Origin of the sequence: Mesorhizobium sp. LNJC394B00, assembly GCF_000502555.1 — a bacterium.
GTDB lineage: Bacteria > Pseudomonadota > Alphaproteobacteria > Rhizobiales > Rhizobiaceae > Mesorhizobium.
On record NZ_AYWH01000007.1, the window covers coordinates 137,797 to 158,227 of the forward strand.

A 20,431-nucleotide genomic window follows, 5' to 3' on the forward strand; every position below is an offset into this window, starting at 1 on the left:
CGCCCCTCTCCCCGTCACTATACGGGGAGAGGATGCCGGCAGGCAGGTGAGGGGCAGCGCAACCGTCGGCGATGGATCCCTCAGCCGCCCGCCTTCACTTTCTCGAACATCTTCGCCACATCGTCGTTCTGCTTCATCGGGCCGGTGAAGATGGTGGTCTTCAGCATCACCTCCGGGTCCGCCGGCAATTGCAGCTTGTCCAGTTCGTCCTTCGCCACGCCGGCGAAGGCGGTGCTGAGCGAGCTGCCATAGCCGTAGGCCTGGATCAGGTACTTACCCGAGTCGGCGTCGAGCCGGCTGTTGATGAAGTCATAGGCGAGGTCGACGTTTTTGGCGTCCTTGAGCATGACGAAGCCGCAGGCCCAGGTCAGCATGCCCTCCTTCGGCTTCATGAACTCGACCGGCACGCCCTGCTTCTTCAGCGAGGTTGCCGACGCGTTCCAGGTCATGGCGGCGACCAGCTGGCCGCTGGCCAGCGCCTGTTCGACCGAGGTCATGTCGGTGGTGTAGTTGGAGAGGAGGGGACGCTGCTCGCGCAACTTTTCCGCCACCTTGTCCATCTGCTCGGGCGTCATGTCGAAGGGGTTTACGCCGGCCAGAAGTGCGGCAACGATCGGGGTGTCATGCACGGCATCGATGGTCGCCATGCGGCCGGCATATTGCTTGTCCCACAGAAGGTTCCAGCTCGCTTCCGGGTTCTTCACCAGATCGGTGCGGTAGAGGATCGAGGTGTTGCCCCAATCCCACGGCACCATCCAGACCTTGCCGTCGCCGGCCTGGATGTCGGGCAGGTTCTTGAACACCGGGAAGATCGAATCCCAGTTCTTGATGCGCTTGGTATCGATCGGCTGCAGCAGGCCTTCCTTGTTCCAGCGCGCCACCTTGTCGTAGCAGGGATGGGCGATATCGGGGCGGAAGCCGGCCTTGACCTTGGTGAAGGCATCGTCGTCGTCGCCGAAGATCGAGGCCTCGACGCCATCGGGATGGGCCGTCAGGAAGCTCTTGTTGAAGTCGGGCAGTTCATAGCCGGACCAGGTGAAATATTGCAGCTTGTCGGCGGCGAAGGCGACAGTCGACGACAGGACGATTGCAAGCGCGGCAAGCCCGGTGCGGGCTGTCTTTGCAGTGATCGATTTCGGGCCAGTGATCGATTTCAGCCCAGTAATTGATTTCGGGTCGAATGCCATTTCGGTTCTCCTCTTTTGTTATGGTTCAGGCTGGACTGGTGGGCGCCGNCGGGCTGTGCTCAGCCCGCGATGGCGCAGGATTTCGGCGATGCCGGCGATGATGACGGACACAGCAAGGATAGCTGTCCCCAGCGCCATCACGGTCGGCAGCGAGCGAGGAAAACGCAGTTGGCTCCAGATGTAGAGCGGCAGCGTCGGCTCGGTGCCGGCGAGGAAGAAGACGACGATGAACTCGTCGAAGGAAATCAGAAAGGCCAGCATGAAGGCCGAGACGATGGCCGGCAGCGAGAGCGGCAACATCACCCGCCGGAAGGTCGTCCAGTCGGAAGCGCCGAGATCGAGTGCGGCCTCGCGAATGGTTTTCGGAATTGCGGCAAACCGGCCGCGCATGATCACCACGGTGGTCGGCAGCGCCACCAGCATGTGGCCGAGAACGATGGCGATGCGCGACGGGCCGAGGCCGATGAGATTGACGAGGATCAGCAACGATATGCCGACGATGACGCCGGGGATCAGGATCGGCAGCCTGGAGATGGCGCTGATGGTGGCGGCGAGCGGCGAACGACCGTAGAGGTCCATATAGGAGACGGTGATGCCGCAGAGCGTGGCGCCGGCGGCGGCCACGACGCCAATGACGAGACTGTTCAAAAGCGCGTCGGACAGCGCCGGATTGCCATAGAGCGTGGCATACCATTCGAGCGTGAAGCCCTGCAGCGGAAACGCGGCCTGGATGGAGTTGTTGAAGGAAAACAGCGGGATCAACAGCACCGGCAGATAGAGGAAGACGAGATAGGCAAGCACATAGACGCCGAGCCAGCCGCGGCCATCATCTCTCCGCGCCGCGCTCATGTGCGGCTGCCGAATTTGCGGTCGGCGCCGCGTGCGACCAGCACCACGCAGAGGATGACCAGCATCACGCAGACTGAAAGTGCCGCCCCGAACGGCCAGTCATTGGCCTTGCCGAACTGCGACTGGATCAATGTGCCGATCATGGTGCTGGCGGGACCGCCGACCATGGCCGGGGTGACATAGTCGCCGACCGTCGGCACAAAGACGACGAGGGCGGCCGCCAGAACGCCCGGCATCGAATTGGGCAAGACGACGCGGCGAAACGCCGTGAACGGTCTGGCGCCGAGATCGGAGGCGGCTTCGAGCAGTGATTTCGGGATGGTGTCCAGCGCCACATAGATCGGCAGGATGGCGAAGGGCGCATAGGCATGCGCCAGCGTGACGACCACCGCCGCCGGCGTGTTGAGGAAGGCCAGCGTCGGTTCCGACCAGATGCCGCTTTCGATCAGCGCCGAGTTCAACACGCCATTGTAGGCGAGCACGATCTTCCAGGCGAAGACGCGCAGGAGATAGCTGGTCCAGAACGGCAGCGTCACCAGGAACAGCAGCAGGCCACGGCGGCGGGCGGCATGGAAGGCGAGATAGTAGGCGACGGGATAGGCGGTGACGACGGTCGCCAGCGTCACCAGGCCGGCGATCACCAGCGAGCGCAGCGTCACCGTCCAGTAGAGCGGATCGGAGACCACGGTGATGAAGTTGCCTGCCGTGAAGCCGGCGCCGAGCAGCGAACCGTCATTGCCGCGAAGTGAGAGGAAGAGCACAAGGCCAAGGGCAAACAGGATCAGGAACAAGGTGACCAGCCCGCCCGGCAGCAACATGGCGAAGCGGAAGCCTCGGGACGACCCTGCCGGCGCTTCTGTTGCAACGATGCTCGACATCGGACTGCTCAACGGAAATATGAAATCGGCTTAGCTTTTTTCATATTTGTGAAACTGTCAAGCTGAATCCACGAGGCCTAGGCGACCGGCGCCCAATCAGCGCTCGAAGGCGTCGAGCATCCGGTACCAGGCGATGGTCGCGGCGACGCCGACCTGGCGGAAGGCGTGGAACGGGATCGGCCGGACCGGCGACAGCGGGAACGGCAATTGATTGACATCGCCGCCCGCGAGGTAGCCCGCCATGCGTTTTCCCAGCGCGGTCATCAGGCCGACGCCCCTGCCCTGGCAACCAACCACGGCGAGCAGGCCCTTTTCCGGCTCATGGATGTGCGGCAGGTGATCCGGTGTCATCGCCACACGACCGAACCAGCGTTTCTCGATCGAGATATGGGCCAAGGCCGGATAGAGCCGCACCAGCGCGTGCTGCAGATGCGCCCAGTCGGCCTCGCTCCTCGGCCGCGCCATGCGGCCGCGGCCGCCAAGCACCAGATGGCCGTCGGCTGTTTTGCGGTAGTAGACGAGAATGCGCCTGGAGTCGGACACCGCCTGCCCTTCCGGCAGGATCGTCGCCGCAAGGTTGGATGACAGCGGCGCGGTGGCGACCTGGAAGGAATGCAGCGGCACGATCGTTTCGGCGAGGCCCGGAAGCAGTCCATCGGTATAGGCGTTCGTCGCCAGGACAACCGCTTTCGCCCGCACCTCGGCGCCGTTTTCGCTTGAAACATGCCAAAGGCCGGCCTCCTTGCGGAGTTTCACCACCTTCTGCCGCTCGGCAATGCTGGCGCCGGCGGCGGCAGCGATGCGCGCCAGTTCCACTGTATAGGCGAGCGGATCGATGATGCCGGCGCGGCGGTCGAGCCAGCCGCCGAGATAGCCTTGCGCGCCGGTCATAGCGGCGATCTCGCTTTCATTCAGAAGCCGGACATCGGCGCCACGCGCCCGCCATTGACGATCCCTGTTCGCCGCCGCTTTCAATGCGGTTTCGGTATGCGCGGCCTGGATCCAGCCATTGCGCGTGAACGGCACCGCCAGCTTTTCGTCTTGGATGAGGTCGAACACCGCGTCCGCCGTGGAGGCGGCGAAATCGACCAATGCCTGGCCGCGCTCGGGACCGAAATGCTCGAGCAGCCATTCGGGATCATATTTCAGGCCGGGAATGACCTGGCCGCCATTGAGGCCCGAGGCACCCTGGCCGATCTCGCCGGCCTCCAGCACCTGTACACCGAGACCGAGCCGGGCTGCGTGCAAGGCGGTCGACAGGCCCATGAAGCCGCCGCCGACGATGGCAACGTCGACCGGCGCAGTGACGAGCAACTGGAAGGCGGATGCGGTCTGCGGCTTCTGCCAGATCGGAACGGAAAACGGTGTGGGCAAGGCTTCACCTGGAGTATGCGGAAAATGAAAATTCTAGTGCTAGTTTCATTTTTTTGAAAGAGCGGGCCTCATGTCAGAACCGACAATTGCCTGCGCCACGGGATAGACCTTTGGCGTGAATCCGGTGAAAGTGCCGCGGCCCAGCTGCCATCTCGATCATCAAAGGACCGTAAGCCATGACGAACCCAACGCAGCTTCCCGCCGACGGGCTCTTCATCGGCCGAGCCAGGGCAAGCGATGCCTCGCATCCTCTGGTGGTCACCGTGCGCGACGGGATCGTTTTCGACGTCACCTCGACCACCGCACCCACAGTGCGCGACATCTCCGAGATGGCCGATCCGGCCGGACACGTGCGCTCTGCCAAGGGCGAACCGATCGGCTCGCTCGACGCGATCGCCGCCAACAGTTTTCAGGCCACCCGCGATCCGGCAAAACCCTATCTGCTCTCGCCTGTCGACCTGCAGGCGGTGAAGGCGTCGGGCGTGACCTTCGTGGTCAGCCTGCTCGAACGCGTCATCGAGGAGCAGGCGCGCGGCTCGGCGGAAAAGGCCGACGCCATCCGCGCCGACATTGCCGGGCTGATCGGCCACGATCTGTCCAAGCTGAAGCCCGGCTCGCCCGAAGCGATGGAGATCAAGGCCAAGCTCATCCAGCGCGGCGCCTGGTCGCAATATCTGGAAGTCGGCATCGGCCCCGACGCCGAGATCTTCACCAAATGCCAGCCGATGGCGTCCGTCGGCTTCGGCGCCGATGTCGGGCTGCATCCTGTCTCCACCTGGAACAACCCCGAGCCGGAGATCGCCATGATCGCCGCCAGCACCGGCAAGATCGTCGGCGCGACCATCGGCAACGACGTCAATCTGCGCGACGTCGAGGGACGCTCGGCGCTGCTGCTCGGCAAGGCCAAGGACAACAATGCCTCGGCCTCGCTTGGGCCCTTCATCCGGTTGTTCGACGCAAGCTTTTCCGTCGACGATGTCAAGCGCGCCACTGTGCGGCTGAAGGTCGAGGGCGAGGACGGGTTTTCGCTGGAGGGCGCGAGCTCGATGGCCGAGATCAGCCGTTCGCCCGAAGAACTGGTCGCGGCCGCCATGGGGCCGCACCACCAGTATCCCGACGGCTTGGCGCTTTATCTCGGCACCATGTTCGTGCCGTCGAAGGATCGCGGCGAGAAGGGCAAGGGATTCACCCACAAGGTCGGTGACATCGTCACCATCTCGTCGGAGAAATTCGGCGCGCTGGTCAACCGGGTGCTTCTGTCGCCCGATTGCCCGCACTGGACCTACGGCGCCAGCCATCTCATGCGGGACCTAGCCAAGGCCGACCTGATCTGATTTCGGAGCAGCGGGACGAACGGCTAGCCGGTAAACGTTCCTGTCCGGGATTCGTAAGCCGTTTGTTAGCGGAATCCGGGTGACTGTATCGGAAATTCGCTCCAGGATCGGGGCGCGGTCTGTGGGGGCCGAATCGCATGCTCGGTTTGCCGATGATATCGGTGCGCAATCTCGCCAAGCGTTATGGCGGCGTTTTCGCGCTAAGGGATATGAACCTGTCTGTCGGACAGGGGACGATCCATGCTGTCGTCGGTGAAAGCGGCGCCGGCAAGTCGACGCTGGTGAAGGTGCTTGCCGGCGTGCTCCGGTCCAACAGCGGCACCATCCGTGTCGGCGACCAGATAGTCACCGTCGACAGCCCGATCGCTGCACGCAAGCACAGCTTCGGCGTCGTCCACCAGGGGCTCAGTCTGTTTGCCGACCGCTCGGTGCTGGCCAATCTGTTCGTCAATCGCGAGCCGTTGCGCAACGGCTTTGTCTCCAGGCGCGAGATGGAGGCACGCAGCCGCACCTTGCTTCGGCAACTCAAGCTCGACGTCGATGTCCACGCTCCTGTGGGACAACTCGGCATGGGCGAACGGCAATATGTCGAACTCGGCCGCGCAATTCTGGAAGGCACGAGGCTGCTGATCCTCGATGAACCGAATTCTGCGCTCGACCTGCGCCAGACCGAGCACCTGTTCACCGTACTAAGTGACCTCAAGGCCAAGGGCACGAGCGTGCTCTATGTCTCGCACCGGCTGGAGGACGTGTTTGCGATCGCAGACCAGGTCACCGTGATGCGCAACGGCCGTGACGTGCTGACAAGTGAGCGCTCGGCGTTGAGCGAAGCCGATGTGATCGACGCCATGATCGGCCAGCAGCGCGGCAGCCTGTTCCCGCCTGCACTGCCGGCCAATGCCAGCACGATAAGGCCGCGGATCACGGTGGAGGGTCTGAGCGGCGGCCGGATTTCCGGCGTCAGCTTCACCGCCCGCTCCGGCGAGATCCTCGGCTTGGCCGGGCTTGAGGGGTCGGGCGTTGAAGACCTGTTCGAGATGCTGTTTGGCCTGCGCGAGGCGCAAAGCGGCAGGGTGCGGCTCCCCGACGGCTACGGCTTGCCTGGAAATCCGACCGAAGCGGCGCGGCGCGGCATCGGCCTGGTGCCGGCCAACCGCCTGTGCAACGGCCTGATGCCCGACCGGTCGCTGGCCTTCAACATAGGCAACATCGCTACCGGCGCCCGCAACTGGGGGTCTCGCCGCTACTCGCCCAAGGCCGCGATCGCCGCCGCCGCAAGGCAGATCGATGCGCTGCGCATCAAGGGCCTGCCGGACGCGCCGGTGAATTCGCTGCTGGCCGGCGATCAGCAGAAGATCGTAATCGCCAAATGGCTGGAGACGGCGCCGCAAGTGCTGCTCCTAGACAATCCGGCTGGCGGTATCGAGGCGGCTGCCAAGCGCAAGATCTATGCGCTGATCCGGCAGATGGCGGCCAATGGCTGTATCGTTTTGCTGCGTTCGGTCGAGCCGTCCGAACTGACCAACCTCAGCAACCGCGTCCTTGTCTTCCACCGCGGCCGGGTCGCCGGCGAGCTGTCCGGCGCCGAGATGAAGCGAAGGACAGTGCTGCAACTGACCACCACCGGCGAGATGCCGGGGGCGGAGCGGCCGAAAAAGAAACTCGTGGGAGCCATGGCATGACACGATTGGATCCCATGCTACAGCTTGCCGGTTCGGCTGCCCACCCGAAGCGCAGCCTTCGCCTGCCCGTCGAACTCAGGCCGCTCATCGGGCTCGTTGTCCTTGTGGCGATTACAGGCTTTGCCCGGCCGGATTTCCTCGACGAGGCCAATGTGCTGTCGTTGCTGGAAACCGCTGCGTATCCCGGCATGCTGGCGATCGGCATGGTGTTCGTGCTCGCACTCCGCGAGATCGACCTTTCCGTCGGCTGGATATTCCATCTCGCGGCCCTTCTCACCGCATTCCTTCTGGCCACCGGCATCGACCCGTGGCTTGCCGCCCTTGCCGGCGTGCTGCTCGGCGCCGGGCTCGGCCTCGTCAACGGCCTGCTGGTGGTGGCGCTGCGACTGCCGGCCATCGTCGTTACGCTGGGCACCTTTGCAATGTTCCGGGGCCTGGCGGCGGTGGCCGTCAAGATGCAAGCGACAGCTCCGGCCAGCCCAGGCGGCGACTTCTTTGAGATCGTTCACGGCAAGCTGTTCGGCCTTGTGCCGACGGCTGTCTTTGTCTTCGTCACAATGGCGGTGGTGATGCACCTCGTGCTTCACCGCAGCCGCTTCGGCTACCGGATCCAGGCCGTCGGCAGCAATCCGCAGGCGGCGCTCTATGCCGGCATCCCGACAGGTGCTGTGCGGCTGCAGACGCTGGTGCTGATGGGCATCGTCTCGGGGCTGGCGGGCGCGCTGTGGCTTGGCTCTCCCGTTACCGACGTCGACCAAGGCGGCGGTTTCGTGCTGATGGCGATTGCCGCGGCGATCATCGGCGGCACCTCGCTTTCCGGCGGGCGCGGCACCGTCTTCGGTGCGGTGATCGGCATGCTGATCGTCCAGGTCATCTTGAGCGGCGTGACCCTGTTCGGCATCGACGCCGCATGGAGCCCCTTCGTGATCGGCGCGGTGATGGTGCTGGCGCTCGCGCTCGACCGGCTGGCCAAGGTGCTGCGCAACCGCCAGGCCGAGCGCTTTCAGGAAAATCCGCGCGCCTGAGTTTAAGCCCCGCCTGCTTGCCGGGAAATATCTCTATCTCTTGGTTGACGCAATTCCGGACGGAAAACCGTTTCACACTTTTCCTGGAATCGCCCTCTAACTGATGCGATCTGATGGGATCGATGATGGCGCGTTGCATCGCGCCACCATCCATTGGGCGGATGGAGGCTTGCCATCGGCCGCAAAAGAAGATGCTCTGCGCATCCGGGTCGGCGCTGGCAGGAGGAGAGGATCAAGGGCATGGCCCGGATCATCGCCGGACGTGGAGGTCGTTTTTCAACATGGGAGGAAAGCAAATGCTGACGAGGCTACGATTACTCGTGCTTGGCTTGATTGTGGCGCTGGCCGTTCCGGCGGCGGCACAGGCCAAGACGTTCTACTGGATTTCGCATGGCGGCCCGGCCGACCCGGTCTGGACCTACTTCCTGGCCGGCGCCAAGCAATGGGCGAAGGACACCGGCAACACCGTCAACACCTCGTTCCACAATGGCGACGTTGCCTCGCAGCAGGAGGCCGTGCGCGCCGCGATCTCGGCAAAGGCCGACGGCATCGTCACCACCAGCCCCGATCCGGGCAGCCTGATCGAAATCGCCAAGGAAGCCAACACCGCCAAGATCCCGATCATCAACTTCAACACGCCCGATCCTAAGGCAAGCTTCGACGCCTATGTCGGCGGCGACAACGTCACCTTCGGCAAGCACTGGGCGCAATATCTGGTTGACAAGGGTCTGGTGAAGAAGGGCGACTTCGTCTGGATGCCGGTCGAAATCCCCGGCGCCACCTACGGCGTCCAGGAAGAGGAAGGCATCAAGAGCGTCTTCGAACCGCTGGGGATCACCTATGAGATCACCGAAGCGACGCTCGACCAGGCCGAAGCCATCAACCGCATGGTCGACTATCTCACCGCGAACAAGGCCAAGGTCAAGGCAATCATCGGCCTCGGCGATCTGGTCACCGGCTCGATCAAGCGGGTGTTCGACCAGGCCGGCATCAAGCCGGGCGAAATCCCGGTCGTCGGCTGGGGCAACTCGCTCGACACCACCCAGGAAGTGCTGACCGGCTACGTCAATGCCGGCCAGTGGCAGGACCCGCAGGCGACCAGCTACGTCGCGCTGTCGCTGGCCAACATGGCGGCGTCAGGCATTCCTCCGGGCTTCAACGTCATCACCGGCGCGCTCTATGAAAAGGACACCGCGCAGGTCTACGACGACATCCTGTCCGGCAAATAACCCAGACCTTCAACAGTCGCGGCCGCAGCCGCGGTCGCGACTGTCTTTCGCCGAGCCCTTCGCGTTGCGCGCTGGGCTCAGCCTTCCCCTTCCTGTCGCAGGTTATCAGTGGAAAACCGTTCGCTCATCCAACGCCTGATCGCGAGGCCGGAATTCGGGCCCTTCGTTCTGCTCATCGTCGAAATCGCGGTATTCTGGAGCATCAACCACGATTTCCTGTCGCCGCAGAACATCTCCAACACGCTGGCCTTCACCGTCGAGCTCGGGCTGATCGCGCTGGCGATGACGCTGTTGATGACGTCGGGTGAATTCGATCTGTCGGTCGGCTCGCTGTTCGGCTTTTCGCCGGTGCTGATGTGGACGCTGTTCAACAGCGGCCTGACCTCGCTGGAGGTCGGCTTCCTCGCCGCGCTGCTGATCGCGGCCTTCATCGGCCTGGTCAATGGCTGGTTCGTCACGCAGCTGAAAATCCCATCCTTCCTGGTGACGCTCGGCATGCTGCTGGTGGTGCGCGGCACCGCGCTGTTCGTCACTGACGGCTTTCCGCAGCGGACGTGGAGCGCCGAGGGCAGCTGGCTGGCCGAAGCGCTGGTCGGTGATTTCTTCATCGGCCCGTTCCGCATCTACATGTCGCTCTTCTGGTTCATCGCGGCGGCCATCGCGCTGGGCTACGTGCTGACGCAAAGCCGGACCGGCAACTGGATCCAGGCAGCCGGCGGCAATCCAGGCGCCGCAAGGGCGCGCGGCGTCAACGTCAGCGGCGTCAAGATCGGCCTGTTCGTGCTGTCGTCGGTGATGGCTTCGCTTGCGGGCGTCATCTCGTCGCTGCGCACGTCGGCCGCCAACCCCAACAGCGGCACCGGCTACGAGCTCGAAGTCATCGCCATGGTGGTGATCGGCGGCACGGCGCTGACCGGTGGGCGCGGCACCATCATCGGCACCGTGCTCGGCATCCTCATCCTGCGCGTCATGCGCAACGGCATCGTGCTGATCGGCGTGCCCGGGCTGGCCTACAACATCTTCATCGGCGCCATCATCCTCGGCATGATGGCGCTGCACTCATGGCTGGAACGCCGGCATCAGGCAGGGACCTAGAACCATGGCTGAACCGCTCATCCGCATGTCCAACATCAAAAAGTCCTACGGGCGCGTGCAGGCGCTCGAAGACGCCAATTTTCATGTCAACGAAAGGGAGATCGTGGGCCTGCTCGGCGACAATGGCGCCGGCAAATCGACGCTGATCAAGGTGTTGTCGGGGGCGGTGCCGCTGACCAGCGGCGACATTTTCATCCGCGGCAAGAAGGTCAATCTGCGCAGCACCAGCGACGCCATCGCGCACGGCATCGAGACGATCTACCAGGATTCGGCACTGGTGACGCAGCTGTCGATCGCGCGCAACCTGTTCCTCGGCCGCGAGCCGATCAAGCCGCCGCGTTTTTTGAACCGCATGGACCAGGAGGCGATGAACAATGTCGCCCGCGACCTGTTGAAACAGGTCGGCATCTCCAAGAACATCCCGCCGACGACGCCGATCGGCTCCCTGTCCGGCGGCGAGCGGCAGGCCGTCGCCATCGCGCGCGCCATGCACTTCGACAGCGACCTGATCATCCTCGACGAGCCGACCAACAATCTCGGCGTCGCCGAGACGCAAGGCGTGCTGAGCTTCGTGCGCAACGCGCGCGATTCCGGGCATTCCTGCATCTTCATCGCCCACAACATCCACCATGTCTTCCAGGTGGTTGACCGCATCGTCGTCATGCGCCGGGGCAAGGTGGTGGCCGACGACATCGACCCGAAGACGACCAGCGTGGCCGAGGTCGAACGCATCATCACCGGGATGTCGGACAAGGAGATCCGCGACGCCATCATCGAAGGCGGGCCATCGCACGGCTGAACCGTCTTCGCGCCGTCTGGCACGGAAACGCATCCGCTCTAACTCGTTGTAGAGCATGACCTTTTGACAAAACGGTTCCCGTTTGTCCGAGAAAACCGGTTCCCACTTTTCGGGATCATGCTCTATGACTACAGCCATGAAAGCCACCGTTGCCGACATAGCCAGGAGCTGCGGCCTGTCGACCGCGACCGTCGACCGGGTTCTGAACAACCGGGCCGGCGCGAGCGCCGCCAACCGCCAACGGGTGATGGAGGCGGCCAAGCAGCTCGGCTATTTGCCGGTGGTCGATCAGGTGACGCTGCCGTCGCGGCCGGCGCATCTTGAATTCTTCCTGCCGATCGGCGCCAACGGTTTCATGATCGACCTCGCCGGGCACATCGAGGACTATGCGGGGCGCCTGCCGCTGGTCGCCTCGTGCCGGATCCACAATCTCGGCGGCATCTCACCGGCAGCGCTGCAGGCGGCGGTTGAAAATCTGTCGCTGAAGGCCAATGGCGTCGGCGTCATTGCCGTCGATCATCCGCGAACGCGCAACATATTGCGCGATGTGGTCGAGGCAGGCATCCGCCTTGTCACGCTGGTCTCCGACGTTCCAGCCGCCCCGCGTTCGGCCTATGTCGGCATCGACAACCGGGTTGCCGGACGCACGGCGGCGCTGTTGATGGGGCGCTTCCTCAACGGCCGCCAGGGTCATCTGGCGATGGTCGTCGGCTCGCGTTCCTATCGCGGGCACGAGGAGCGCGAAATGGGTTTTCGGTCGGTACTAACAGAGGAATTCCCCAATCTAACCGTCTCGAGTGCGGTCGAGATCAATGACGAACCCGAAGGCAGCTACACAGCAACGATGCAGGCGCTGCACAACGAGCCGGAACTGCTCGGCATCTATTGCGTCGGGGCCGGGCGCTCAGGTGTGGCGAGAGCGCTGCTCGAGGCCAAGCCAAAGAAGAAGCCGGTCTTCATCTGCCACGACCTGACCAAGGAAACGCGCGGCTATCTCGTCGACGACCTCGCCGATGTCGTCATCGACCAGAATGCGCGGCTGATCGCGGAGCAATCTGTGATCCGCCTGCTCGGCTCGATCGCGTCCGCCGCGCCCTACCTGACGAAGAAGTTCATCGAGCCACGGCTGATCTTCAAGGAAAACGTGCCGGTGCAGTGAAGTCGCGCCGTGGCGGTTTCTCCGATTTGTACGACAAGTCGGGGTAGATGCCGCAAATCTGCACAGCAGCCATGCAACTTTCATTGTTGCCGAATCATTGGGCAACCCGTACTCATCTGGGTGTCGGCCATCTACTCCTCCCAGATGCGATGCCGACGCTGAGCGCGGTGCACCTCCTCCCGCATCTCGTTCGAAATCGAGCCCGCTGCCACCTCCTCCCGGCAGCGGGCTTTTTTCATTCTCAAATGAATCTAAATTAAAGTTGACGGGCAAGTTCGGAGAATAGCCAAAAGCCCCGCCGGATGATGGGGACTCCTCAACTCCGAAAGCTGAAATTCAGCGCGCCCTGAAAGAGCTGATCAGGCCTTCAGCCATGCGCACGAACTGCGTGCTGGGGCCCTGGCAGCCCATGGTCTGCACGCTGACGCGCGCCCCTTCGAACAGCAGCGACAGCGTATCGGCCAGAAGCTCGGCCTGACCGATGCCCGCATCCCGGCACAGCGCAACGAGGCGATCGCGCTGAGCGCTCTTGAGCTCCTTGATCACGCTCCTGGCGGGATGGTCCGGCTCGGTCAATTCGGCGGCGGCATTGGCCATGTCGCAGCCGCGACCGTCAGCCGCCAGGCAAGCAGCGGCCATGCGAATCCAGGCATGCAACTGGGCGAGCTTGTCGCCGGGATGCTCCGCCTCGAATTGGTCCCACATCGCGGCCCCTTTAGCCGCCGACGCGCGCAGGCACTGGACGATCAGTTCGTCCTTCGACTCAAAATGACGGTAGAGCGTCATCTTGTTGGTGCCGGCGGCTTCCGTGATGGCGTCGACACCGACGCCCTTGATGCCATGCTTGTGAAACATGTCCTGCGCCGTCTCCAGGATTCGATCCCGGGGGCGCACACGATCGGTAATGCCGTTTGCCATCGCAGTCTCCTTGTCTCCCTAAAAATTCGGTTCACCTCTTGACTAGGGTGTTACCGGTCTGTAACTATCCGAATGTTACTTACTGGTAACACCTATGTGGCCTTCCGTCAATAACAAGGCCGTGAACTGGTCCTGCCAGATCACAAAGGGTGAAAATTGCAGGTCATGCGGCTCCGGCCGGTGAAGAGATGAAAACCGGTTCGCGATCATCCGATGCGAATCGCTGGAATGGAGACGCTCCAATGTCGCAGCGCAAGGATTTGACCATCGATGAAGCCATCTGGGATCCGATGATCCGGCTGGTGATGAAAGCGGACCGCGTCAACCCGCGCGCCTTCGAAGCGATGCTGAGGACCGTGGCCGATGAGCAGGGCCTCAGCGGTGCGGCGCCGTCTTCGTATTTTTTGCAAGACCCGGGTTCGGTGCGCAGCCGGCGGCTGTCCCGGTCTGCCAATTCTTTTAGAGAGGCCGGTTCTTCTAAAGAGGTTTGCGTGTCGTGGTAAACTTTTTCATCCATCGTCCGATCTTCGCCTCGGCCATCGCCATCATCATGGTGCTCGCCGGGACGATTTGTTATTTCCTTTTGCCGGTTTCGCAGTTTCCCGACATCACGCCGCCGCAGGTCGTGGTCAGCGCGCATTATCCGGGCGCCAGCGCGCAAGTGGTCGCCGATACGGTGACGACGCCGCTGGAGCAGCAGATCAACGGCGTCGAAGGCATGACCTACATGTCGTCGTCGAGTTCCAATGACGGCTCCTCGACCATCACCATCACCTTCGATGTCGGCTATTCCTTGAGCACCGCGGCCGTCGACGTCCAGAACCGCGTCTCGCAAGCCGCCTCGTCGCTGCCGGCGATCGTCAACCAGGGTGGCGTGACGATCAAGAAGCAGAACCCGAATTTCGTCCTCATCGTCAACCTGACCTCGCCCGACAGTTCGGTCGATCCGGTGGCGCTGAGCAACCTCGCCTATCTGCAGGTCGTCGATCCGCTGAAGCGGCTGCCTGGCGTCGGCGACGTCCAGATATTCGGCGAGCGCCGCTATTCGATGCGCGTCTGGCTCGACCCGGACAAGCTCGCCAATCTTGGCATCACCGCTGTCGACGTCCAGAACGCCATCTCGGAGCAGAACGTCCAGGTGGCGGCCGGCAAGATCGGCCAGTCGCCGGCGCCCGCCGGCACCGCCTTCGAGATGCAGGTCAACGCCGTCGGCCGCCTGAGCGACCCCAAGGAGTTCGGCGACATCGTCGTGCGCGCCAACACCGGCACCGGCTCGCTGGTGCGACTGCGCGACGTCGCCCGCATCGAGCTCGGCGCGCTGCAATATTCGTCGTCGGCATTCTTTGGCAAGGACCCGACGGTGGTGCTGGCCGTCTACCAGATGCCCGGTTCCAACGCGCTCGATCTGCAGCAGCACGTCAAGGACAAGATGCAGGAACTGTCGGCCCGTTTCCCCAAGGGCGTCAGCTACGCCATGCACTACGACACCACGCGCTTCGTGTCGGCATCGATGCATGACGTGCTGATCACGCTTGGCGAAGCGCTGGTGCTGGTCGTGGCCGTGGTGTTCATCTTCCTGCAGAGTTGGCGCACGACGATCATCCCGACCATCGCCATTCCGGTGTCGCTGGTGGCGACGATGGTCGTCATGGAAATGATGGGCTTCTCGCTCAACATGCTCTCCCTGCTCGGCATGGTGCTGGCCATCGGCCTCGTCGTCGACGACGCCATCGTGGTGGTCGAAAATGTCGAGCGACAATTGGAGGCGGGCCTCAAACCGCTGGCGGCGACCAAGGCCGCGATGGCCGAGGTCACCGGACCGATCATCGCCACCACCGCAGTGCTGATGGCCGTCTTCGTGCCCGTTGCCTTCATTCCCGGCGTCTCCGGCAAGCTCTACAATCAGTTCGCGCTGACGGTGGCGATTTCGGTCGGCATATCCGCCTTCAACTCGCTGACGCTCAGCCCGGCGCTGAGCGCCGCCTTCCTGCGCCATCGCGGCGAGACGCAGTTCGCCCCGTTCCGCTGGTTCAACACGGGCTTCGACAGACTGTCGCATGCCTATGCGCACGGCGTGCGTATCCTCATCCGGCTGCGCTGGATCATGCTCGGCTTGTTCGCGGCCGGCCTGGTGGCCACCTACTTCGTCTGGCAGAAGTTGCCCTCGACCTTCCTTCCGGTCGAGGACCAGGGTTACTTCTTCGTCGTCATCCAGCTGCCTGACGGCGCCTCGCTGGAACGCACCGATGCGGTGGCGCAGAAAGCGCGCGACATATTGCAGGCAACACCCGGCGTCGAGATTGTCGGCTCGATCAGCGGCCTGAACTTCCTGACCAGTGCGGCGCAGTCGAACTCGGCTGTCGAGTTCGCCATCCTGAAGCCGTGGGAGGAGCGCGGCCCCGACCAGAGCGCGTCCAAGCTCGTCTCCGATGTGCGCGGCAAGCTGATGCAGATTCCGGAAGCCTTCGCGCTGTCCTTCGATCCGCCTTCGATCCCGGGTATCGGCACCACGGGCGGCTTCGAATTCGTCGTCGAGGATCTCACCGGGCGCGGCAGTTCAGCCCTCAACGACGCGACGCAAGCCGTGATCGCCGAGGCGCGCAAGCAGCCGGAAATCAACCCGCAGCAGCTGTTCTCGCCGTTCTCGACCTCGACGCCGCAGTTCAACTACGACCTCGACCGCAGCAAGGCCAAACTGCTCGGCCTCAACCTGCCCGACGTCTTCAACACGCTGCAGATCTATCTCGGCTCGCTCTACGTCAACGACTTCAACCTGTTCGGCCGCACCTTCCGGGTGACCATCCAGGCCGACAAGGATGCACGTGCCGACGCAGGCGACCTTTCGCGGCTCTATGTGCGCAACGCCTCCGGCGGCATGGTGCCGCTGAGCACACTGGGCAAACTGGTGCCGTTCGTCGGCCCGGAAACCGTGCCGCACTACAACAACAACGCCTCGGCCACGATCAATGGCGGCGCAGCCCCCGGCTTCTCGTCGGGCCAGGCGGTTGCCGCGATGGAACGGGCCGCCGCCACCGCTTTGCCCAGGGATTTCGGTTTCGAATGGACCGGCATCACCTTCCAGGAGCTCAAGGCAGGATCGATCGCGTCGGTCGTCTTCGGCCTCGCCATCGTCTTCGTCTTCCTGATCCTGGCGATGCAGTATGAGAGCTGGGCGATGCCGTTCATGGTGCTGCTGGCGGTGCCACTGGCCCTGTTCGGCGCCTTCGCAGCCCTGTTCCTGCGCGGCATGCAGATCGACGTCTACTCGCAGATCGGCTTCGTCATGCTGATCGGCCTCGCCGCCAAGAACGCGATCCTGATCGTCGAGTTTGCAAGGCGGCGGCGCGAGGAAGGCTTGAGCATTGTCGACGCGGCGATGGAAGCCGCGCGGCTGAGGCTGCGGCCGATCCTGATGACGGCCTTCGCCTTCATCCTCGGCGTGCTGCCGCTGATGTTTGCGACGGGTGCGGGTGCGGCAAGCCGGCAGTCGATCGGCACCACCGTGTTTGGCGGCATGGTCGCGGCGACCATCCTGTCGCTGGTGTTCGTGCCGGTCTTCTACGCGGTCATCGAACAGCTGCGCGAACGCCGCGTGCGCAGCGAATCCAACGCTGCTCATGACCAGGACAATAATGAACCGACTGCCGAACCAGCGCCGATGCGCCTGGCCGAAGCAGCCGAATAGAATTGGAGACCAAAATGCGTAAATGGAAAATAGCTTTGGGAACGGCCGTCGCCCTGGGAGCGATCTCGGTGGCAAGCGTCCACTTCCTCGACATGGGCAATCTCAGCCTCAATGCCGGCACGGCGGCAGCGACGGCAGCACCTGCGGCATTCGTCATGCCGGTGCCGGTGACGAGCGTGGTTAAGAAGACGATCCCGATCTATCTCGACTACGCCGCCCGCATCGAGGCGATCCGCAGCGTCACCTTGCAGGCCCGCGTGCCCGGCTATCTGCAGGAGCAGACGGCTGAGGACGGCGCCGATGTGCGCCAGGGTGATCTGCTCTACAAGATCTCGCCCGACGACTTCAAGGCGGCTCTCGACCAGGCCAAGGCCGAAGTGCAGCGCGACCAGGCGAGCCTCGACTATGCACGCTCCAATCTCGGCCGCGGCTCCGAACTCGCCAAGAGCGGTTATCTCGCCAAGGACGGGTTCGACCAGCGCACGAGCACCTTGCGCCAGGCCGAAGCGTCGCTTGCCGTCAACCAGGCGGCGGTGCGGACGGCCGAGCTCAATTTGAGCTACGCCGAAATCCACGCTCCGTTTGCCGGCCGCGTCGGCCGCAACCAGGCTTCGGTCGGCACGCTGGTCAGCGTCGCCGGCACGGTGCTGAACACGCTGGTGCAGCTCGACCCGATCTACGTCACCTTCAATCCGAGCGAGACGGACCTGGCCGAAATCGAACAGGCCCGCGCCGCCGGCCCGATCGAGGTCGAGGTGCTGCTGCCCGGCGAGACCGAAGCCAGCCAGAAGGGCGAACTCACTTTCATCGACAACACGGTCGACCACTCGACCGGCACGATTACGGCGCGCGCCACCATCGGCAATGCGAAGTTCTCGCTGCTGCCGGGCCAGTATGTCCGCGTGCGGCTGCACATCAAGCAGCTGCCCGACGCGCTGATGGTGCCGCAGGTGGCGCTGGGTTCGAGCCAGTTCGGCAAATATGTCTATGTCGTCGGCAAGGGCAACACGGTCGACCAGCGCATCGTCTCGCTTGGCGCGACCAGCGGCGACCTTGTGGCGGTCCTCAGCGGCGTTGCCGAAGGCGACCAGGTGATAACGGGCAATCTGCAGAAGATCGGACCAGGAATGCCGATCTCGCCGTTGCCCCAGGAGAAACCGGCCAGCTGATAACCCCCATCAGCCCCGGTCCTGCGGCGCCTTCGGCTTCCACGCCGAGGGCGCCGTTTTTTTATGGAGCGCCGCACGCCGTTTTTGGGTAACCGCAAGGCACAAGAATCCGGAATATATTGTAGGATTGTCGACAATCTGCTTGTCTGTTTCCGGCTCTCACTGGAGTGACGGAATGGCCAAGCTGGACTTCAATCCGATCGCGGATACGACACGCCGAGCCGAGATCGTTGCGCTGTTGCGGCGGGCGATCCTGATCGGCCAGCTGGAACCCGGCCAAAAGCTGAGCGAGCTGAGGATCGCTGAGCAGATGCGGGTCAGCCGCGCGCCTTTGCGCGAAGCTATGCGCGAGCTGGTGCAGGAAGGCATCCTGACCAGCATTCCCTATGCCGGCACCTTCGTCATCGATGTCACCGCCAAGGACATTGACGACGCCTACTCGCTGAACAAGGTGCTCGATGAATTCGCCATCGAGCGGACATGGAAGCTGCGCGACCAGCGCTTCTTCGATGAACTCGACCGCCGCCACGAAGCGGTGAAGCAGGCAACGCGCGCGCGCGACACCACCCGCCAGATCGAGACCGCACTGCAATTGCACGGGCTGATCTATGAATGGGCCGACAATTCGGTGCTGCTGGAAACCTGGCAGCGGCTGACCAGCCGGCTGCAGATGTACTTTGCCCTGCACCAGCAGGCCCGCAACGAGCCGGTGCCGGCCGAAGATCTCCACGAAACCTATGTGCGGCTCTTGAAGGGCGCCGACATGCGCGCTGCCCAGCGCCATGCGCGCGAGCATATCGACCTCGATTTCGAAGAGCTGCTTGCCTATGCGCGTGGCCTCGAGCAGCGGAACATCGAAGGGCTGACCCTCCTCAACACCTAGAGACAACGGACAGACAAGTGCAGATCAAATCCATCAAGGCCTATCGCGTCGTGCAGCCCTTCGTGGACGGGCCTTACCGCATGTCCAAGGGGCGTGTGGCCGACTGTTTCGACGCGGTGATCGTCGCCATCACCTCCGACAGCGGCGTAACCGGCTGGGGCGAGATGGCGCCGCTCGGCAATTTCTATTCGGCCGCCTTTCCGGCGGGAACGCGCGCGGGCGTGGTCGAGATCGCGCCGCACCTGATCGGCCAGGACCCGCGTGGCCTCGCCGGCATCGGCCGATTGATGGATACGGTGTTCAAGGGCCATCCCTATATCAAGTCGGCGCTCGACATGGCCTGCTGGGATCTGGCCGCCCGCGCCGCCGACGTGCCGCTGGTGACCATGCTTGGCGGCCGCGAGAGCGACATGGCGGAGACCTACCGCGTCGTCACCCACGGCACGCTCGACCAGATGGCGGCACTGGCCAAAAGGATCATCGCCCAGGGCTGCCGCCGGCTGCAGGTCAAGGTCGGCGGCAATGTGCATGAAGACATCGAGCGGGTGAGCGCAGTCGCTTCGGCCGTGCCGAAAGGCACGGTGATTTTCTGCGACGCCAATGCCGGCTGGACACCCTACCAGGCGCGGCAGTTCGCCGATGCAACGCGCGGCATCGACTACACGTTCGAGCAGCCCTGCACGACGATCGAGGAGAACATGTCGGTGCGCCGCATGCTCGACAAGCCGATGGTGCTGGATGAGAGCGTCATCTCGCTCGAGGCGATGCTGGAAATCCATCGCCTGGGCGCCGCCGACGGGCTGACGCTGAAGATCTCGCGGCTTGGCGGCGTAACCAGGACAAGGCAAATCCGCGACGTCGCCGTCGATCTCGGTTTCATGATCACCGTCGAGGATACGGGCGGCGCCGAGATCGACACGGCGGCGATGGCGCATCTGTCGCTGTCGACGCCGGAAGAACGCCGGCTGCACGCCATCGCCTTCCATGAGTGGGTGACGGTGCGCACGGCCTCCAACGCGCCACCGGTCACCGGCAGCCACATGGGCATTCCCGACGGGCCCGGCCTCGGCGTCGATGTCGTGCCCGACCTGCTCGGCAAGCCTTTCCTTGAGATCGGCTGAGATCAAGCCCAGCATGAAGCTGTCACCCACGAATCCTCCGTGGG

Annotated in this window: 17 protein-coding genes; 12 read left to right on the plus strand and 5 right to left on the minus strand. The window is 63.6% G+C overall.

Annotation, left to right across the window (positions count from 1 at the left end; genetic code table 11):
• Positions 1 to 80 precede the first annotated feature (80 nt).
• From X751_RS142805 to X751_RS142790, 4 genes are all read right to left on the minus strand, one after another.
• The gene (locus X751_RS142805; protein ID WP_023668506.1) at positions 81 to 1,187 is read right to left on the minus strand and encodes an ABC transporter substrate-binding protein; all 1,107 of its coding nucleotides are present in this window, start codon (positions 1,185 to 1,187) and stop codon (positions 81 to 83) included.
• Between the two features lie 18 nt (positions 1,188 to 1,205).
• A complete protein-coding gene (locus tag X751_RS142800; protein WP_023745519.1) occupies positions 1,206 to 2,036 on the minus strand; it encodes an ABC transporter permease in 831 nt (276 codons plus the stop codon).
• On the minus strand, positions 2,033 to 2,914 hold the full coding sequence (locus tag X751_RS142795; RefSeq protein WP_023745520.1) for an ABC transporter permease: 882 nt from the start codon (positions 2,912 to 2,914) through the stop codon (positions 2,033 to 2,035). Before X751_RS142795 ends, X751_RS142800 begins: the two co-directional genes overlap by 4 nt.
• Positions 2,915 to 3,010: 96 nt before the next feature.
• The gene (locus tag X751_RS142790) at positions 3,011 to 4,288 is read right to left on the minus strand and encodes an FAD-dependent oxidoreductase (RefSeq protein WP_023745521.1); all 1,278 of its coding nucleotides are present in this window, start codon (positions 4,286 to 4,288) and stop codon (positions 3,011 to 3,013) included.
• A 176-nt stretch (positions 4,289 to 4,464) separates the two neighbouring features.
• Between X751_RS142790 and X751_RS142785 the strand changes: the two genes are divergently transcribed.
• The 7 genes from X751_RS142785 (at position 4,465) to X751_RS142755 (ending at position 12,611) form a co-directional block, all read left to right on the plus strand.
• Positions 4,465 to 5,622, plus strand: a complete 1,158-nt coding sequence (locus X751_RS142785; RefSeq protein WP_023745522.1) for a fumarylacetoacetate hydrolase family protein — start codon at positions 4,465 to 4,467, stop codon at positions 5,620 to 5,622.
• A gap of 137 nt (positions 5,623 to 5,759) precedes the next feature.
• Complete coding sequence (locus X751_RS142780) at positions 5,760 to 7,304, plus strand: sugar ABC transporter ATP-binding protein (RefSeq protein WP_023745523.1); 1,545 nt, start codon at positions 5,760 to 5,762, stop codon at positions 7,302 to 7,304.
• Positions 7,301 to 8,329, plus strand: a complete 1,029-nt coding sequence (locus X751_RS142775) for an ABC transporter permease (protein WP_196815016.1) — start codon at positions 7,301 to 7,303, stop codon at positions 8,327 to 8,329. The genes X751_RS142780 and X751_RS142775 overlap by 4 nt, the downstream gene beginning before the upstream one ends.
• A 296-nt stretch (positions 8,330 to 8,625) precedes the next feature.
• Complete coding sequence (locus X751_RS142770) at positions 8,626 to 9,558, plus strand: substrate-binding domain-containing protein (protein ID WP_023687083.1); 933 nt, start codon at positions 8,626 to 8,628, stop codon at positions 9,556 to 9,558.
• A gap of 108 nt (positions 9,559 to 9,666) precedes the next feature.
• Positions 9,667 to 10,653 carry an ABC transporter permease gene (locus X751_RS142765; protein ID WP_023668514.1) on the plus strand — a complete coding sequence of 329 codons (987 nt, stop codon included), beginning with the start codon at positions 9,667 to 9,669 and terminating at the stop codon, positions 10,651 to 10,653.
• 4 nt (positions 10,654 to 10,657) lie between these two features.
• Positions 10,658 to 11,452: an ATP-binding cassette domain-containing protein gene (locus X751_RS142760; RefSeq protein WP_023745525.1), complete on the plus strand. Its 795-nt coding sequence runs from the start codon at positions 10,658 to 10,660 to the stop codon at positions 11,450 to 11,452.
• A 136-nt stretch (positions 11,453 to 11,588) separates the two neighbouring features.
• On the plus strand, positions 11,589 to 12,611 hold the full coding sequence (locus tag X751_RS142755) for a LacI family DNA-binding transcriptional regulator (protein WP_023668516.1): 1,023 nt from the start codon (positions 11,589 to 11,591) through the stop codon (positions 12,609 to 12,611).
• 336 nt (positions 12,612 to 12,947) lie between these two features.
• Here X751_RS142755 and X751_RS142750 read toward each other — a convergent pair whose 3' ends face one another.
• Positions 12,948 to 13,529: a TetR/AcrR family transcriptional regulator gene (locus X751_RS142750; RefSeq protein WP_023745526.1), complete on the minus strand. Its 582-nt coding sequence runs from the start codon at positions 13,527 to 13,529 to the stop codon at positions 12,948 to 12,950.
• Positions 13,530 to 13,771: 242 nt separating this feature from the next.
• On the opposite strand from X751_RS142750, the gene X751_RS142745 reads away from it, so the two are divergent.
• The 5 genes from X751_RS142745 (at position 13,772) to X751_RS142725 (ending at position 20,387) form a co-directional block, all read left to right on the plus strand.
• Complete coding sequence (locus tag X751_RS142745) at positions 13,772 to 14,032, plus strand: hypothetical protein (RefSeq protein ID WP_023745527.1); 261 nt, start codon at positions 13,772 to 13,774, stop codon at positions 14,030 to 14,032.
• On the plus strand, positions 14,026 to 17,214 hold the full coding sequence (locus X751_RS142740) for a multidrug efflux RND transporter permease subunit (protein ID WP_031247173.1): 3,189 nt from the start codon (positions 14,026 to 14,028) through the stop codon (positions 17,212 to 17,214). Before X751_RS142745 ends, X751_RS142740 begins: the two co-directional genes overlap by 7 nt.
• A gap of 14 nt (positions 17,215 to 17,228) precedes the next feature.
• On the plus strand, positions 17,229 to 18,383 hold the full coding sequence (locus X751_RS142735) for an efflux RND transporter periplasmic adaptor subunit (RefSeq protein ID WP_023752586.1): 1,155 nt from the start codon (positions 17,229 to 17,231) through the stop codon (positions 18,381 to 18,383).
• A 175-nt stretch (positions 18,384 to 18,558) separates the two neighbouring features.
• The gene (locus X751_RS142730) at positions 18,559 to 19,266 is read left to right on the plus strand and encodes a GntR family transcriptional regulator (RefSeq protein WP_023745530.1); all 708 of its coding nucleotides are present in this window, start codon (positions 18,559 to 18,561) and stop codon (positions 19,264 to 19,266) included.
• A 17-nt stretch (positions 19,267 to 19,283) separates the two neighbouring features.
• A complete protein-coding gene (locus X751_RS142725; RefSeq protein WP_023745531.1) occupies positions 19,284 to 20,387 on the plus strand; it encodes a mandelate racemase/muconate lactonizing enzyme family protein in 1,104 nt (367 codons plus the stop codon).
• Positions 20,388 to 20,431: the final 44 nt, after the last annotated feature.